Raw genomic sequence first — 16,115 nt, 5'->3', positions numbered from 1 at the left:
TATTCCCGTCTCCGGCCAGGGCGGGCTAAATTCTTCGTGGTTGGAGCCGCGACGACATCGGTCATAAGTTCGCCGCAACGAGTGAATGGGTCCGCATGTTGCAACGAACAATTCTGGTGGTGCTGCTCGCTGCGGTCTCTGCTGCCGGCGTCTATTGGTGGATCAGCGCGCCGGTGGTGGCGTCCGCGGGCAAGGCGCCGGCCCATGTGCCCGATCTCGCCAATGGCGAGGTGATGTTCAACGCCGGCGGCTGCGCGTCCTGCCATGCCGTTCCCAATCAGCCCGATCGTCTCAGGCTTGGTGGCGGTGTCGCGATCAAGTCGCCGTTCGGAACGTTCTACGCACCGAACATCTCGCCGGATCCGAATGACGGCATCGGCAAATGGACCGAGGCCGATTTCGTCAACGCGATGATGCACGGGGTCTCGCCGGCCGGGCAGCATTACTTTCCGGCGTTTCCCTACACCTCGTATCAGCACGCCAGGCGCGAGGACGTGCTCGATCTCTTTGCGTATCTGAAGACGCTGCCGGCCGTTGCGGGCAAGGTGCGCGACCACGACGTCGGCTTTCCCTTCAACATTCGCCGCAACGTCGGGATCTGGAAGTTCCTGTTCATGGACGGCAAGCCCTTCGTTGCCGACGGCAGCAAGTCGCCGCAATGGAATCGCGGCGCCTATCTCGTCAACAGCTTTGGCCATTGCGCCGAATGCCACAGCCCGCGCAATGCGCTGGGCGGCATCATCGCCAGCCAGCGATTTGCCGGCGGTCCCAATCCGGAAGGCGAGGGATGGGTTCCGAACATCACCCAGAAGCGCCTTGGCGAGTGGAGCGCGAAGGATCTCGCCTATTTCCTCAAGACGGGTGAATTGCCGGATGGCGACAGTGTCGGCGGCGCGATGACGCGCGTGATCAGGAACACCTCGCAATTGCCGGACGAGGATCTGGCGGCGATGGCGGAGTACCTCAAATCGCTGCCGCCGGTGGAGGGGCCGACGCCGCCGAAGCGCAAGCAGGGGAGCTAGTACAACTCAATCGGATGGCGGAGGTTCACCTCTCCTTCGGGAGAGGTGACATCCTCGGCTTGCATCGATGCAACCAACCCAACGTTGGTGTTGCAGGTCTAGCCGGTGCCGAATGCCTTGAAGGTGATGATGGTGAGGGTGTCCTGGATGCCCGGCAGCACCTGCACCTTCTCGTTCACGAAGTGGCCGATGTCGGTGTCCTTGTCGACGTAGAACTTCACCAGGAGGTCGTATTGGCCGGCCGTGGAGTAGATCTCGGAGGCGATCTCGGCTTCGGCAAGCGCATTGGCCACCGTATAGGACTGGCCGAGCTTGCATTTGATCTGAACGAAGAAAGGAACCATCGCGGGCACTCCGAAAGCGTATTCTTCCGGCTAATAGGCCAAAACCGGCCGGATTTAGCAAGCGAACTTGCTGGATTCGGCGCGAGCTTGCTAAGACGGGTCATGGCTCGAAAACGCGGAAAATCGTCATGACGACCCCGGTCGCACTCACCATCGCCGGCTCCGATTCGAGCGGCGGCGCTGGCATCCAGGCGGACCTGAAGACCTTTGCCGCGCTCGGCGTCTACGGCGCCTCCGTGATCACGGCGCTGACGGCTCAGAACACGCGCGGCGTCACCGGCATTCATGCGGTGCCCGCCGAGTTCGTCGCCGCGCAGATCGACGCGGTGTTCTCCGATCTCGAAATTGGCGCGGTGAAGATCGGCATGGTGGCCCAGGTCGCCAGCATCGATGCCATCGCGGCCGCGCTGTCGCGCTGGGCGCCCCGGCACGTCGTGCTCGATCCCGTCATGGTCGCGACCTCCGGCGACCGCCTGCTGGCCGCCGAAGCCGTCGACGCCCTGCGCACCAGGCTGATACCGCTGGCCGCCGTGATCACGCCCAACCTGCCGGAGGCCGCCGCTCTGCTCGACGAGCCGGTCGCGGCAAGCGAGGCCGAGATCGAAAGCCAGGGACGCCGCCTGCTGGCGCTCGGCTGCCGCGCCGTCCTGGTCAAGGGCGGGCATGGCGAGGGCGCGGAGAGCATCGACTATCTGGTCGATGCGGACAGCACGATCACGCTCGCCGCGCCGCGCATCGCCACCCGCAACACCCATGGCACCGGCTGCTCGCTGTCCTCGGCGATCGCGGCGGGGCTGGCCAGGGGCGAGAGCCTGGAAAACGCCGTGCGCAACGCCAAGGCCTGGATCAGCGCCGCGATCGCCGCCGCCGACCGCTTCAGCGTCGGCCACGGCCATGGGCCGATCCATCATTTCCACAGGTTCTACTGACGCGGGGCTCGTTCACCTCTCCCGCAAGCGCTTGCGGGAGAGGTCGGCGCGTCCGGGCGATGCGAAGCATCGTCCCGCGCGACGGGTGAGGGCTTTCTCCTCTTGGGGAATCCCACCTGTGAAACACCCTCTCCCCAACCCTCCCCCGCACGCGGGGGAGGGAGCGCACAACTCCCGGAGGGACAAGGCGATCCGCCTTTGCGCCTCCTGCGGCGCCATGTCGCCTGATTGTCGCATGCGACTGATATTCGCGGGGAGGGCGAGGCGAAGTTTGATTCGTATCTGAGGTGCCTCAAGGTTCAATCGGTCATCCCCCTGTCACGGGACATTGTTACAGGCTGGCGCATGGGAAGTTACGCTGTGAGTGACGAGAGCCCGGAGCGGCGCTTTCGCACCTTGTTCATCTCCGACGTTCATCTCGGAGCTCGCGGTTCTCAAGCCGATCTCCTGCTCGACTTCCTGCGCTATCACGATGCCGACACGATCTATCTCGTCGGTGACATCGTCGACGGCTGGGCGCTGAAATCGAGCTGGCATTGGCCGCAATCGCATAACGACCTCGTCCAGAAGCTTTTGCGCAAGGCGCGCAAGGGCGCCAAGATTATCTACATCCCCGGCAATCACGACGAGTTCCTGCGCAACTATTACGGCACGCATTTCGGCGGCATCGACGTCGTCGAGAACATGGTTCACACCGGCACCGACGGCAAGCGCTATCTCGTCATCCACGGCGACATCTTCGATCTCGTGGTGCAGAACGCGCGCTGGCTCGCCCATCTCGGCGACAAGGCCTACGACTTCGCGATCCAGATGAATCGCCTCGTCAACTTCTTCCGCCGCCTGTTCGGCGTGCCCTATTGGTCGCTGTCGCAATGGGCCAAGCAGAAGGTCAAGAACGCCGTCAACTATATCGGCGCGTTCGAGCAGGCGCTCGCCGCCGAGGCGCGGCGCTACGATGCCGACGGCGTGATCTGCGGCCACATCCACTACGCCGTGATCCGCGACGAGGCCGGCATCCGCTACATGAATTGCGGCGACTGGGTCGAGAGCTGCACGGCCCTGGTCGAGCATGACGACGGCCATTTCGAGATCATCACCTGGGCGGATCATTTGCAAAAGCCGGCAGCCGTCCCGCAGGTCGCGGCAAGAGCTGCATGACAAGAGCCGCATGATGCGCATCCTGGTCGCGACCGACGCCTGGCACCCGCAAGTCAACGGTGTGGTTCGGACGCTGACCAAGCTTGCCGACGCCGCCAAAGGGCTCGACGTCGAATTCGCGTTCCTGACGCCGCAATCGTTCCGCACCTTCGCGATGCCGAGCTATCGCGACGTGCGGCTGGCCATGCCGCGTCCGGGCCGGATCGCAAGGCTGATCGAGGAAGCGCGCCCGGACAGCATCCACATCGCGACGGAAGGGCCGATCGGACTGATGGTCCGCCGCTATTGCCGCCAGCGCAAGCTGCCGTTCACGACCAGCTTCCACACCCGTTTCCCCGAATATGTCCGCGCCCGCGTGCCGGTGCCGGGCTCGCTGATCTGGCACGCGCTGCGCCGTTTCCATGCGCCCAGCCGTGCCGTGATGGCGGCAACCCCGGCGCTGGCCGGCGAGCTGACCGACCGCGGTTTCGACAATGTCATGCTGTGGCCGCGCGGGGTCGATACCAGCCTGTTCCATCCCCGTGCCATCGATCTCTGCCTGCCGGCACCGGTGTTCCTGTCGGTGGGCCGGATCGCGGTGGAGAAGAATCTCGAGGCTTTCCTCGACCTCGATCTGCCCGGCACCAAGGTCATCGTCGGTGACGGCCCGGCACGTGCCTCGCTGGAAGAGGCATATCCCGATGCGATCTTCCTCGGCGAGAAGCACGGCGAGGCGCTGGCGGACATCTACGCAGCCGCCGACGTGTTCGTGTTCCCCAGCAAGACCGACACTTTCGGCCTCGTCCTGCTGGAGGCGCTCGCCAGCGGGCTGCCGGTAGCGGCCTTCCCGGTGAAGGGGCCCCGCGACGTGATCGGCGATGCGCCGGTCGGCGCGCTCGATCACGATCTGGGCAGTGCCTGCTTCGCCGCGCTCGACGTCTGTCGGCAGGACTGCGTCGTGTTCGCCGCCAACTACACCTGGGAAGCCTCGGCCCGGGTCTTTATCGACAGCATCAGGGCGGTTGGCGCGGTGCTGCCCGGGGCGGAACAGCCGCGCTTCGTGGCCTGATCGGGAGAAGCCTCGCGCGGAGGTGTCTTGCAGGGGCCTCATCGGCCGCGATAACATCCCGCCATGACCGAACAGCTCCTCCCGGTCGGCCCTGCCGACATCGATGCCGCCGCGCGCGTGATCGCACCCTTCGCCATCCGCACCCCGCTGTTGTCCTTCCCTGTGCTCAACGAGCGCGTCGGCGCGAAAGTGTTCTTGAAGCCGGAGATGCTCCAGCGCACCGGCTCGTTCAAGTTCCGCGGCGCCTTCAACAAGGTGTTCTCGATCCCGCAGGACAAGCGCGCCGGCGGCGTGGTTGCGTTCTCCTCGGGCAACCACGCCCAGGGCGTGGCGGCCGCGGCAAAAATCCTCGACATGCAGGCAACCATCGTGATGCCGGCGGATGCGCCGCTGTCGAAGCGCGAGCGCACCAAATCCTACGGCGCCGAGGTCGTGCTGTACGACCGCGACCGCGACGACCGCGAGGCGATCTCACGCGGCATCGCCGAGAAGCGCGGCGCGACGCTGGTCAAGCCCTATGACGATCCCTTCGTGATCGCGGGGCAGGGCACCGCCGGCCGCGAGATCGCGGAGGACATGGCGGCGCTCGGTCTCGCCCCCGATATCGTGGTGGCGCCGGCCTCGGGCGGCGGCCTGATCGCGGGCGTCGCGACGGCGGTCAAGGCGCGCTATCCGCTCGCCGAGATCGTGGTGGCCGAGCCGGAGGCATTCGACGATCACGGCATTTCGCTCACCGCCGGCCACCGCGAGCCGCATGCACCCGCGGGCCGCACCATCTGCGATGCGCTGATGGCCTTGATGCCCGGGGAGATGACCTTTGCGATCAACAGCAAGCTGCTCGCGCGCGGCGTCACTGCGTCGGACAAGGAAGTCGGCGCGGCCGTTGCGTTCGCCTATCGCGAGCTCAAGCTCGTGGTGGAGCCCGGAGGCGCCGTCGGCCTCGCCGCGCTTCTCGCGGGCCGTCTCGACGTTGCCGGGAAGAACGTCGTCATCGTGCTCTCCGGCGGCAATGTCGACGCCGACTTGTTTGCCGAGCTGGTGGCTTAGCCGTCATTCCGGGGCTCGCGAAGCGAGAGCCCGGAATCCATTTCTCCACCGACTCTGCCGCACAATGGTTCCGGGCCTGCGCCATTCGGCGCATCCTGGAATGACGAAGCTCAAGAGCTGACATGAAGAAGGGGCAGAGCGTTGCGGCTCTGCCCCTTCTGGTTTGTCGATCTTGTGGTTCGAACTATCTGCTTGCTCGGTGCAACCTCTCCCGCTTGCTTGCGGGAGAGGTCGGCACGCAGTGGCGGGTGAGGGCTTTTTCCTCTTGGGGATTGTCCCGTTGTGGAAAGACCCTCTCCGCATCCCGCGCAAGCGCAGGGCAATCGCATTTGAATTTTGCAGAGGTCGTCATTCCCGGGCATCCACGTTCTTTGTGCTGTGTGGAAAGGCGTAGATGGCCGGGACAAGCCCGGCCATGACGCTGTGGAGACAGTCGGTGCCCATAGCCACATCTCATATGCGATAGCCCTCCCCCGCAGGCGGGGGAGGGAGCGCACCTTCTTTCTTGCGTGATCAGCGCATCAAGCCGCCGCGACGGCTGCCGCCGCCGTTCATGTTCGGCGCCTGGTTCATCGACTGCCGGAAGTTGTCGTTGCTGTTGACCATGCGGTTCGGCATCGCATTGAACTGCGGACGATTGTTCAGGACCTGCATCTTGTTGACCGGGTTTCTGTTGGGCTTCACGATACCGGTATTGCCGTTGGTGATGCGGACCGGCTGGTTCTGCGTCTGAACATTGACCGGCTTCGCATCGATCTTCGATCCGCCCTTGCCGATATTCACCGGCATGCTCACGATCTTGCCCGAGGTGCGGTTGCCGGCGCCCGGCTTGTTGTTGATCGCGGGCAGCGTCACGATCTTGCCGATGCCGCCATTGCTCTTGCTCGTGTTGCTCGGCACGGGCAAGGTGACGATCTTGCCGCCATGGCCGAGCTTGCCGAAGACGTTGCCATCGACCGGCTTCTGCACGACCGGCAGGTTGCCGCCCATCTGCGAGCCACCATGACCCTGCTGCATCAGCGGCATGTATTTGGGCTGGCCGAGATTGCCGATCTTGAGGGTCGGCGCGATGTTCTGCGGCGCCAGGAACTTGGTCGCCTGCATCAGGGGGATCTGCTTGGGCTGCGCCTGCAGCTTCAGCGCGACCTGCGCATAGGGGCTGTAGCCGTAGCTGTCATGGAAGCTCTTGTAGGCAAGCGGCGAGTTCGCGAGCACTGCCTTGTGCCAGGCCTGCGAGATCAGGAGGTTCTTGAGCAGCCAGCGGACGTGGTCGCACAGCGGATCGTGCGGATACATCCGGATGAACTCCTGATAGTATTCCGGACGGCCCTCGGACACGACGTAGTCATAGGCCTGGCGCGTCGAGCGGCTCGGCAGGTTGGAGGCCATCTGCACGACAGGCGCATTCACCGGCGCGCGGTTGGCGGCGACCGCGGTGTCGCCGAAGAAGGTGAAGTCACTCGTCAACGAGGAGCTCTCCCACGGGATCTGCGCGCCGCTCGTGGTCTGGTTGACCTGCAGGCGCACGCGCTTGAACAGCTGCTCGATCGGCACGTTGGGCTCGCGCGCGACGTTCAGGAACGCCTGCGTATAGGGGCTGTGACCGCCCGTGCCGTCGAGCGCCTCGGCGCCCGGTGCGGTCGAGTAGCCGACGATCGATCCGTTTGGCGCATCGACGATGGCAAGACCACGGCCGGCATCGTTGACCTCAGGGAACGGATTGTTGCGGCAGGCATCGAGAATGACGATGCGCATGCGGCTCGGGATCGTCTCCAGCGTGGACATCACGTCGACGAGGCGCACCGAATTGTTGACGAGCTCGTCGGGGCTGGAGACCTTGGCGTCGACGGGAACGAGATAGTTCTCGCCGGCGAGCTGCACGCCGTGACCGGCGTAATAGACCATCGCCACCGTGTTGGGACCGCGCGAGGCGACCTTGGCGGAGAAGTCCTGGACGACGCGGAGCATGTCGTTCTGGGTCAAATCGGTCGCTGCGACCACTTCGAAGCCGGCGGAGTTCAAGAACTGCGCCATCGATTGCGCGTCATCGTCGGGGTTCGCAAGCTGCGGCGCGTTCCGGTAGTTCGCGTTACCGATCACCAGCGCCACCCGCTGCTCCGGGCCTTGCAGGGCGGTGGGGGCCGTCGCGACCGGGGCGACTTGCGCGGAAACGGGCCCGCAGGCGAATCCGAACAGGCTTCCCAACAGGCTCGCCGTCATCAGGAAAGGCTTTAGGCGGAACATGGCGTGCTCCTCTGGCACTCATCTCGATGCGAGATTGGTTGCGAGGAAGCTTGGCCGCGTTCGAGCTTTTGGTCCGTGATCCCCGTCACCATGGCCGCGTACGTGATCTGAATCACGCTTGGAACCTGCTATGGTTAGCGATTGATTGGGAGGATAGTCCGTCACATGCTCAAATCGGTCGATCCGATCCTGACGCCCGACCTTCTCTGGCTGCTCGCCTCGATGGGCCATGGCGACGACCTCGTTTTCGTCGATGCCAATCACCCGGCCACCCGCATCGCGCAGAGCACCTCATCGCAGCGCCTGATCCAGCTGCCGGGCATGAGCATGGAGGTCGCCATCCGCGCCATCATGTCGGTCTATCCGCTCGACGATTTCGATCCCGAACCGGTGCGCGTGATGATGCCGGTGGACGATCCCGACCGCGTGCCCGAGGTGCAGCATGCAGTGCTGGCGGAGATCGCGCGCGCCGCCGGTCGTCCCGTCACTCCCGGCAAGCTGTCACGGGCGGATTTCTATCGCGCGGCGGCGGCAGGCTTTGGCGTCGTGCAGGTCGGCGACAGCCGAGGCTATGGCTGCTTCCTGCTCCGCAAGGCCGTGATCAGCTAGTGGGGCTGCGTTCGATCGACGCACGGCTTGATGCAAAGCGGATGCGATCATCGTGTGCGATGATCCCGCGCATGGCTACATTCATCCAGCGCTCGAATTTGAATGGCGTTCTCGCGGCCGATTGTCTAGAGTCAACGCATGTCGCGCCTTGTGTGTCTATCTGTTGCTATCATCCTGTCGCTGCTGCCGGCCGTCGCGCCTGCTGAGGCCGCGCAAAAGCGTCCCAAGCCGGTCTGGAAGGGCTACGGCTTCCTTCCGGGCTATCGGCAGCCGCTGAGCAACGCCATTCCGCTCTACAAGCAGAAGGACGCGATGCGGCGCCTTGCGCGCAACGACCGGCGCCATTGGTACATCGACCCGGTTCCTCAATATTACCGCTGGGATGGCGAGTGGCATTATTTCGGCCGCCCCGGCTTCAACGGCGGCCGCTACAATGGCGGCAGTTTCGGTCCGTGCTGGACGCGGACACCGATCGGGCCGATCTGGAATTGCGGGTGACCGCCTGATTGCGCGGCGTTAGGGAAAGCTGCGGACGACCTCGATCAAGCCGACGATTGCGGCATTGAACGCATCGAGGTCTTCGGCCGGAATCCAGTACTCCAGATGCGATCGTCCGCCGGCTTCCTGCACGTCGTATTTCTCGATGAAGCTGCGCTCGACTGCGAAACGGGTCACGAAGCCCGATCCGCTCGCCGGGACATTCCAGTCCCGCGCGATCTTGATGGCGTAGTCCTCGGTTAGCACCGGATAGAAGATCGGCTGGTCAGGCAGGCGTGGCGGAAATGCGCACATGCCGGATTGCTGGATCAGCTCCAGCTCCTTTGGACCGACGGGCCGCCAGAGGGTGAGGGTGTCTTCGGTGGGGGACATGGCTGTGGTGAGCGGGTTCTAGTGGGTCCCTACATACACCGATCTGTTCCTTCGCTCTATCACCGTCACCCTGAGGGGCGCGCTCTGCGGCGCATCGCGCCGCTGAGCGAGCCTCGAAGGGCGACGGTCCGGCTGCATCTCGGCCGTTCATCCTTCGAGGCTCCGCTTACGATGCGTACGCATCGCAAGCTTCGCGCCTCAGGATGACGGAATTGATAGGTGGGGAGCGCGCGCCCCTTACGAGAAGAACGCGATCTTCTCGGCCTGGGTCATGCGGCGGATCGGCGCGAGCGGGTCGTTGGCCGGCGCGCGGGACTTCTGCAAGATGCCGCTGGCGAGGATGGTGGCGCCGAGCGAGGACTCGGGCAAGGACGTGGACAGGGGCGAGGGTATCGGCAGCGTCGCGGTCGACGCTGCGCCGAATGTTGCCGTGGCCGCCATGGCCGGGGCCTGCTGCTCCATCACCTCGGCTGCGGCTTCGGCAATGGCGTCGGTGAGGCGCGCAAGCGAGTCCATCGCGATCGGTACGTCCGCGGCGGATTCTTCGGCGACGGCCGGCTCAGATGCGATCGGCTCCGGAAGCTCGGCGGCAACGGGCGCTGCGACGTCCGAGGCCATCGGTTCCGGCGTCGGCGCGCCCAGCTCGACCGGCTCGATGATCTCGTCGAACTCCGGATCGGGTGCGGCCATCTCCAGCGCGATGGCCTCGAGGATGGCTTCGTCCTCGGCTTCCGCAGCGGCGTCGGGCGAGAACGCGTCGGCGGCCTCAGCGAAGGCGGCAGGTTCGGCGATCGGCTCCTCAAGAGCGACGTGTTCAACTGCGGCTTTCTCGGGCGCGATTTCGCGTTCGGCAGCCGTCTCCGGCGCGGCGGCAGCCTGCTCGGTCATGGCGAGCGGCTCGGCGGTGCCAGCGTTCTCAGCGGCTGCTTCGGGCTCGGGAGTTGCTGCGATGTCTTGCGGCGTCTCCGTAAAAGCCACGGGGGCTTCGCTGACCATTTCAGCGGGCGCGGCGGCCTGCGCAGGCGCAGCGTCGGCGGATGGCGCCGCCTGCGGCGTTGCGCCGCCGTCAAGCTGCTCGACCCGATCCCTCAGCAGATCGAACGCGGCCTTGAGCTCGACGCGGGGGTCGATGGTCGAAATCTGCCCGCAGGCGGCCTCGATCGAGGCGAGCTGCGAATCAATGAGGTCGCAGATTCGCCCGTCGGCGCCGATCTCGCGCCAGCGCCAGGAGATCTCCTTGATGATGCGCACCCCGCGCGGGATCGGCGCGAGGCTCGCCTCGATCGCCGCGGGATCGAACGCCGCGATCGCGATCGTCTCGGCCTCGCGGATGGCGCGGCGGATCTCGACCAGCGCTTCGGGCAGGCGGTCCTCGACGACGGGTTGTCGCTGCGCCGCAAGGGTTTCTTCGATTCTGGCGACCGCATCCAGGACCATGCTTGTGTCGGCATTGCGGTTGCGCTTGGCGTATTCGCCGAGGAACCAGCGGCCGCGCGCGGTCTCCATGAAGGCTTCGCGGATCGCGTCGTAATCCTGCTCGTTCGGCTCGGCCGCGCGGGCAGACATGGGCGAGAGGGCGAATGCTTCGTTGGCCATGACAATCTCGTCGCGCAAATCAGTGCGCGCTACTGTAACGATCACCACGATATCGACCGAATCGCAATTGGTTTGATGCAGTCCGAATCACAAATCCCCATCGCGGCAGCGAAGAAGCGGCGATTCGCCGTGAGCCTCGCCCTGTTCTATTCGGCCGTGTTCGCGGTCTCGGGCACGCATCTGCCGTTCTTCCCGGTCTGGCTCAAGGCGATCGGCATCGACGCAGCCTGGATCGGGCTCATCAACGCGCTGCCGGCGATCACGCGCTTCACCACGCTGCCGCAGGTCACGGCGTTCGCCGAAAAGCGGCATGCCATTCGCGCCGCCATGATGGTGTCGGTGCTGGCGACGGCGATCGGCTTTACGGCGGTCGGCTTGCAGCAGCAGCCGCTGGCACTGTTCCTGATCTATGCGCTGACCTGCATGATGTGGACGCCGACGATGCCGCTGACCGATGCCTATGCGCTGCGCGGCGTCGCCCGCTACGGGCTCGACTACGGACCCCTGCGGCTCTGGGGCTCGGCGGCGTTCGCCGCCGGCTCGCTCGCCTGCGGCTATCTCGTCGACGTCATCGCGGCGCGCGATCTGATCTGGGTCATCGTGGCCTGGGCGGTCGTTGCGGTTCTCGCCAGCTTGCTGCTTCAGCCGCTCGACGATGTCAGGCAGAGGACGACGGAGAGGCATGCCGGCTCGGCGCTGCTGCGCGATGCCGGCTTCTGGGCGGTCATCGCCTCGGCGGCGCTGATCCAGGGCAGCCACGTCGCCTATTACACCTTCTCGGCCATCAACTGGCAGCTCCATGGGATCAGTGGGCTGACGATTGCGGGGCTGTGGACGCTGGGCGTGATCGCCGAGATCGTCGTGTTCGCGCTGTCGCCGCGCTTCTCGCTGCATCCTTCCACGATGATTGCGATCGGGGGGCTCAGCGCGGTGGTGCGCTGGATTGTCACCGCGCATGAACCGCCGCTCGCGCTGCTCGCGATCGTGCAGCTCGGGCATGGCCTCTCCTTCGGCATGACCATCGTGGGCACGATGAATCTCCTGGTGCAGCGCGTCCCGGCGCATCAGCCCGCGCGCGGGCAGGGCTATTATGCCGCTTGCAACGGACTGCTCGGCGCGGCGACCTCGATCGCGTCAGGCGCGATCTATGCCCGCATCGGCGACGGCCTGTACTACGTGATGGCCGCGATGGCCGGCCTGGGCGCGCTCGTCATCTGGTCGGCGCGGCACCGTCTCGCGGCTCATCCCCACAGCGAGGCATCCGGCGGATAGACCAGGCTGCCGTCATAACGCAGTCCGTGATCGCGGTCGCGCGCCAGCAGCAAGGGGCCGTCGAGATCGACGAAGCGCGCCTGCGGCGTCACCAGCATCGCCGGGGCCATCGACAGAGAGGTTGCGACCATGCAGCCGATCATGATCTCGAAGCCGAGCGCCTGCGCGGCATCGGCCATGGCCAGCGCCTCGGTGAGGCCGCCGGTCTTGTCGAGCTTGATGTTCACGGCGTCGTAGCGGTCCCGAAGCGGCGCGAGCGAGGAACGGTCATGCACGCTCTCGTCGGCGCAGACCGCGAGCGGCCGCTTGATCCGTGCCAGCGCCTCGTCCTTGCCTGATGGCAGCGGCTGCTCCACAAGGGTGACGCCGGCTGCGGCGCAGGCGGCGAGATTGTGCTGCAGATTGGCCTCGGTCCAGGCCTCGTTGGCGTCGACGATCAACTCCGATTTGGGGGCGGCCTTGCGCACCGCTGCGATTCGCTCCGGATCGCCGTCGCCGCCGAGCTTGATCTTGAGCAGCGGCCGGTGCGCCGCCTTGGCGGTCGCCGCGGCCATGGCCTCGGGCGTACCCAGCGAGATCGTGTAGGCGGTGGTGCGCTCGCCGGGCTCCGGGCGGCCGAGCAGGTTCCAGGCCCGCAGGCCGGCCGACTTGGCCTCGAGGTCAATCAGGGCGCAATCCAGGGCGTTGCGGGCCGCACCCGGCGGCATGGCCGCCTGGAGGGCCTGCCGCGTCAGTCCGCCCGCGACGGCCTGCTGCATGGCCTGGATGGCGCCAAGGGTGGCCTCCGGTGTCTCGCCGTAGCGGGGATAGGGCACGCACTCGCCGTGGCCGGTCAGGCGGTCGTGGCTTACCTCCGCCACGACGGTCACGGCCTCGGTCTTGGCGCCCCGGCTGATGGTAAAGCTGCCGGCGATCGGGAAGCGCTCGATTCGCGCCGCCAAAGTCACAAATTTCATGGAAGTCATTTTGAACTCTGGCGAAATCTGAACCTGCTAGTTACCTGTATCAACTAACATTAACCACTTGGGGATACCTTCTCTGGGTAAGGGCGCGTGCGCAACCATCTGATTTTCTCCGCCCCGGTACGGGAGCGGACATTTTGAGCAGCGATCCGAAGCTCGAACGGATTGCCAAGGGCAACGCGCTGGCACTTTGCGCTACCGGGACCTGGACCGCGAGCTTCGCGCCGGTCCTGGAGCGGATGGTGGCTGACGCCGAGAAGCTCGCCGGCGGTCCGCAAAGAATCTTCATCGACGTCTCCGAGGTCGCCAAGCTCGACACTTTCGGGGCCTGGCTGATCGAGCGGCTGCGCCGCAGCCTGACCCAAGGCGCTGTCGAGGCGCAGATCGCGGGCCTCTCGGAGAATTATTCCAGCCTCGTGGACGAGGTGCGGCGGGTCAGGGCGACCCAAGTGGTCGACGGCAGCACGATCACCATCTCCGGCATGCTGGAGCAGATCGGCCGGACCGTGGCCGGTGTGGCCGGGACCGTGGCGGGCCTCGTCGACATGCTCGGCGCGGTGCTCGCTGCGGGTTTTCGCGTCTTGATCCACCCGCGCTCGTTCCGCCTGACCTCGACCGTGCACCACATGGAGCAGGTCTGCTGGCGCGCGGTGCCGATCATCGTGCTGATCACCTTCCTGATCGGCTGCATCATCGCGCAACAAGGCATCTTCCATTTCCGCCGCTTCGGCGCCGACATCTTCGTCGTCGACATGCTGGGCGTGCTGGTGCTGCGCGAGATCGGCGTGCTCCTGGTCGCGATCATGGTCGCGGGCCGCTCGGGCAGCGCCTATACCGCCGAGCTCGGCTCGATGAAGATGCGCGAGGAGATCGACGCGCTGCGCACCATGGGCTTCGATCCGATCGAGGTTTTGGTGCTGCCGCGCATGCTGGCGCTGGTGCTGGCGCTGCCGATCCTTGCTTTCCTCGGCGCGATGGCTGCGCTTTACGGCGGCGGTCTGGTTGCCTGGCTCTATGGCGGGGTCGAACCCGAAGCCTTCCTGCTGCGCCTGCGCGACGCCATCTCGATCGATCATTTCATCGTCGGCATGGTGAAGGCGCCCGTCATGGCCGCCGTGATCGGCATCGTCGCCTGCGTCGAAGGGCTCGCCGTGCAGGGCAGCGCGGAATCGCTCGGCCAGCACACCACGGCATCGGTGGTGAAGGGCATCTTCTTCGTCATCGTCATGGACGGCGTGTTCGCCATCTTCTTCGCCTCGATCGGGATGTGACGATGGCAGGCGAGATTCAGGATCCCATCATCCGCGTTCGCGACATCACCGTGCAGTTCGGCACGACCCGCGTGCTCGACGGGCTCAATCTCGACGTCAAGCGCGGCGAGATCCTGGGCTTCGTCGGCCCATCCGGCGCGGGCAAGTCGGTGCTGACGCGCACCATCATCGGCCTCGTGCCGAAGGTCGCGGGCTCCATCGAGGTGTTCGGCGTCGACCTCGATTCCTCCAGTACGTCGCAGCGGCGCAACGTCGAGCGGCGCTGGGGCGTGCTGTTCCAGCAGGGCGCGCTGTTCTCCTCGCTCACCGTCGGGCAGAACATCCAGTTTCCGATGCGCGAATATTTGCGCGTCTCGCAGCGGCTGATGGACGAGATCACCATGGCCAAGCTCACCATGGTCGGGCTCAAGCCGGAAGTCGCCGAGCGTTTCCCGTCCGAGCTCTCCGGCGGCATGATCAAGCGCGTGGCGCTGGCGCGGGCGCTGTCGCTCGATCCGGACCTCGTCTTCTTGGACGAGCCGACCTCCGGCCTCGACCCGATCGGCGCCGGCGACTTCGACGAGCTGGTCCGGACCCTCCAGCGCACTTTGGGGCTGACCGTTTTCATGGTAACTCACGACCTCGACAGCCTATACACAGCATGTGATCGCATCGCCGTTTTAGGGAACGGTAAGATCATTGCGGCAGGGTCGATCGCCGACATGCAGGCCTCGCAGCATCCCTGGCTGAGGCAGTATTTTCATGGCAAGCGCGCCCGCGCGGTCATGGGTTGAATAGCTGGGTTGAGTAGCCGGAGCACCTGATGGAAACGCGGGCGAATTACGTATTGATCGGCTCGTTCACGCTGGCGGTGATCGCCGCGGCGATCGGCTTCGTGCTGTGGTTCCAGTCGCTGCACACGACCAAGCAGCGCAGCCCCCTGCGCGTCGTGTTCGAGGGGCCTGCCGCGGGCCTGCGCAACGGCGGCAGCGTCAACTTCAACGGTATCAGGGTAGGCGAGGTGGTCTCGGTGAAGCTGGACAACCCGCGGCGGGTTGTCGCACTCGCCATGATCGAGAACAACGCACCGATCCGCAAGGACACCCTGGTCGGCCTCGAATTCCAGGGCCTCACCGGGGTCGCCGCCATCTCGCTCAAGGGCGGCGACGAGGCCGCGGCCCCGCCGCCGCTCGACCAGGACGGCATCCCCACGCTCACCGCCGATCCCAACAAGCTTCAGGACGTCACCGAGGCAATCCGCGGCACGCTGCAGAACATCAATAAGATCGTCGCCGACAATCAGGAGTCGGTGAAGAACTCGCTCAAGAACCTCGAGACCTTCACCAACTCGCTGGCGCGCAATTCGGAGAAGATCGACGCCGTGATGGCCAAGGTCGACGGCGTGATGCTCAAGGCCGACAGTCTCATGCTCGGCCTCAACACGCTGGCCGGCGGCAAGGACGGCGGCGAGCTGTTCCAGGCGGTGAAGTCGATCCGCGAGCTGGCCGACGATTTCGACAAGCGCTCCGGCGCGCTGATGGCCGACGGCCGCCGCACCCTCGGCGACATCAGCCGCGCCGTGAACAATTTCGACCGCAACCCGACCCGCGTGCTGTTCGGCGCCAGCAACTCATCGCAGCCGGCCCCGCCGCCCGAGCCGCCGAGGCCGGCGGCGGCGCCGAGGCGGTAGCAGGCGGAGAGTCTCCCCTCGTCATTGCGAGCGAAGCGAAGCAATCCAGACTGTTTCCGAGGAGGCAGTCTGGA

16 protein-coding genes are annotated in these 16,115 nt (G+C 65.6%); 11 read left to right on the top strand and 5 right to left on the bottom strand.

Features of this window, described 5'->3' with window-relative positions; all coding sequences use genetic code 11:
* Positions 1-95 precede the first annotated feature (95 nt).
* Positions 96-1,022: a c-type cytochrome gene (locus tag ACSHT2_RS10775; protein ID WP_440641542.1), complete on the top strand. Its 927-nt coding sequence runs from the start codon at positions 96-98 to the stop codon at positions 1,020-1,022.
* A gap of 98 nt (positions 1,023-1,120) precedes the next feature.
* Here ACSHT2_RS10775 and ACSHT2_RS10770 read toward each other — a convergent pair whose 3' ends face one another.
* Entirely contained in the window at positions 1,121-1,366 is a 246-nt protein-coding gene (locus ACSHT2_RS10770; protein ID WP_018642903.1) for an Lrp/AsnC ligand binding domain-containing protein, read from the bottom strand.
* A 128-nt stretch (positions 1,367-1,494) separates the two neighbouring features.
* Here ACSHT2_RS10770 and thiD point away from each other — a divergent pair, with 128 nt between their 5' ends.
* The 4 genes from thiD (at position 1,495) to ACSHT2_RS10750 (ending at position 5,548) form a co-directional block, all read left to right on the top strand.
* The gene (gene thiD / locus ACSHT2_RS10765; protein ID WP_440641541.1) at positions 1,495-2,295 is read left to right on the top strand and encodes a bifunctional hydroxymethylpyrimidine kinase/phosphomethylpyrimidine kinase; all 801 of its coding nucleotides are present in this window, start codon (positions 1,495-1,497) and stop codon (positions 2,293-2,295) included.
* A gap of 345 nt (positions 2,296-2,640) precedes the next feature.
* Entirely contained in the window at positions 2,641-3,453 is an 813-nt protein-coding gene (locus tag ACSHT2_RS10760) for a UDP-2,3-diacylglucosamine diphosphatase (RefSeq protein WP_440641540.1), read from the top strand.
* Between the two features lie 13 nt (positions 3,454-3,466).
* Positions 3,467-4,501 (top strand): glycosyltransferase family 4 protein, encoded by a 1,035-nt coding sequence (locus ACSHT2_RS10755; protein ID WP_440642814.1) that lies wholly within the window; start codon positions 3,467-3,469, stop codon positions 4,499-4,501.
* Positions 4,502-4,564: 63 nt separating this feature from the next.
* Complete coding sequence (locus tag ACSHT2_RS10750; RefSeq protein ID WP_319329839.1) at positions 4,565-5,548, top strand: threonine/serine dehydratase; 984 nt, start codon at positions 4,565-4,567, stop codon at positions 5,546-5,548.
* Positions 5,549-6,061: 513 nt separating this feature from the next.
* On the opposite strand, the gene ACSHT2_RS10745 is transcribed toward ACSHT2_RS10750, so the two are convergent.
* A complete protein-coding gene (locus tag ACSHT2_RS10745; RefSeq protein WP_440641539.1) occupies positions 6,062-7,792 on the bottom strand; it encodes a caspase family protein in 1,731 nt (576 codons plus the stop codon).
* 165 nt (positions 7,793-7,957) lie between these two features.
* Here ACSHT2_RS10745 and ACSHT2_RS10740 point away from each other — a divergent pair, with 165 nt between their 5' ends.
* Together ACSHT2_RS10740 and ACSHT2_RS10735 are read left to right on the top strand one after the other, a co-directional pair.
* Entirely contained in the window at positions 7,958-8,401 is a 444-nt protein-coding gene (locus ACSHT2_RS10740; protein WP_440641538.1) for an RbsD/FucU family protein, read from the top strand.
* 138 nt (positions 8,402-8,539) lie between these two features.
* The gene (locus ACSHT2_RS10735) at positions 8,540-8,899 is read left to right on the top strand and encodes a hypothetical protein (protein ID WP_440641537.1); all 360 of its coding nucleotides are present in this window, start codon (positions 8,540-8,542) and stop codon (positions 8,897-8,899) included.
* A gap of 18 nt (positions 8,900-8,917) precedes the next feature.
* Here the strand turns inward: ACSHT2_RS10735 and ACSHT2_RS10730 are convergent, their stop codons facing one another.
* Positions 8,918-9,271 carry an ADP-ribosylation/crystallin J1 gene (locus ACSHT2_RS10730; RefSeq protein ID WP_440641536.1) on the bottom strand — a complete coding sequence of 118 codons (354 nt, stop codon included), beginning with the start codon at positions 9,269-9,271 and terminating at the stop codon, positions 8,918-8,920.
* A gap of 237 nt (positions 9,272-9,508) precedes the next feature.
* Positions 9,509-10,867, bottom strand: a complete 1,359-nt coding sequence (locus ACSHT2_RS10725; RefSeq protein ID WP_440641535.1) for a hypothetical protein — start codon at positions 10,865-10,867, stop codon at positions 9,509-9,511.
* A 75-nt stretch (positions 10,868-10,942) separates the two neighbouring features.
* Here ACSHT2_RS10725 and ACSHT2_RS10720 point away from each other — a divergent pair, with 75 nt between their 5' ends.
* Positions 10,943-12,139: an MFS transporter gene (locus ACSHT2_RS10720; protein WP_440641534.1), complete on the top strand. Its 1,197-nt coding sequence runs from the start codon at positions 10,943-10,945 to the stop codon at positions 12,137-12,139.
* Here ACSHT2_RS10720 and dgcA read toward each other — a convergent pair.
* On the bottom strand, positions 12,109-13,104 hold the full coding sequence (dgcA, locus tag ACSHT2_RS10715; RefSeq protein ID WP_440641533.1) for an N-acetyl-D-Glu racemase DgcA: 996 nt from the start codon (positions 13,102-13,104) through the stop codon (positions 12,109-12,111). The genes ACSHT2_RS10720 and dgcA overlap by 31 nt on opposite strands.
* Positions 13,105-13,238: 134 nt before the next feature.
* Between dgcA and ACSHT2_RS10710 the strand changes: the two genes are divergently transcribed.
* Genes ACSHT2_RS10710 through ACSHT2_RS10700 form a run of 3 tightly spaced genes read left to right on the top strand, consistent with a single transcriptional unit; the run spans position 13,239 to position 16,041 of the window.
* A complete protein-coding gene (locus tag ACSHT2_RS10710) occupies positions 13,239-14,372 on the top strand; it encodes an MlaE family ABC transporter permease (RefSeq protein WP_440641532.1) in 1,134 nt (377 codons plus the stop codon).
* Positions 14,373-14,374: 2 nt separating this feature from the next.
* The gene (locus ACSHT2_RS10705) at positions 14,375-15,145 is read left to right on the top strand and encodes an ABC transporter ATP-binding protein (RefSeq protein WP_028177433.1); all 771 of its coding nucleotides are present in this window, start codon (positions 14,375-14,377) and stop codon (positions 15,143-15,145) included.
* A 29-nt stretch (positions 15,146-15,174) separates the two neighbouring features.
* Positions 15,175-16,041: an MlaD family protein gene (locus tag ACSHT2_RS10700; protein ID WP_440641531.1), complete on the top strand. Its 867-nt coding sequence runs from the start codon at positions 15,175-15,177 to the stop codon at positions 16,039-16,041.
* The last annotated feature ends 74 nt before the right edge of the window (positions 16,042-16,115 follow it).

This window comes from Bradyrhizobium sp. PUT101, assembly GCF_052043945.1.
Classification (GTDB): Bacteria; Pseudomonadota; Alphaproteobacteria; order Rhizobiales; family Xanthobacteraceae; genus Bradyrhizobium.
The sequence above is the reverse complement of the archived record's forward strand: the minus strand, read 5'-3'. Positions and strand labels throughout refer to the sequence as shown.